Below are 214 nucleotides of genomic sequence, written 5' to 3'. Positions count from 1 at the left end.
GCTCACCCCGCTCACCCCGCAACAACATCTGCCATGCCCGCGCCCACTCCACCGCCACCGGCTCCACCCACGCCCCCTCACCCACCGACGCCCGCATCCACTCCACCTCGAAATCCCGCAACACATCCAACAACCCCCGATCCCGCGCCACCAACCCCAACCACAACGCATCCAACCAATCCGGCGCCATCGTCCGCGGATTCGGACCCGACGA

The 214-nt window shown here is 67.8% G+C and carries 1 protein-coding gene; it reads right to left on the bottom strand.

The genetic code is table 11. The annotated features are described in order from the left end of the window. Positions 1 to 190 (bottom strand): Imm49 family immunity protein (locus ACPXB3_RS22770; RefSeq protein ID WP_425729919.1); only part of this gene is annotated, 190 nt, incomplete at its 3' end. Positions 191 to 214 lie beyond the last annotated feature (24 nt).

It is taken from the genome of Gordonia sp. DT219, from assembly GCF_049847065.1.
Lineage (GTDB): Bacteria > Actinomycetota > Actinomycetes > Mycobacteriales > Mycobacteriaceae > Gordonia.
This window is presented reverse-complemented; position numbering and strand designations above follow the sequence as displayed.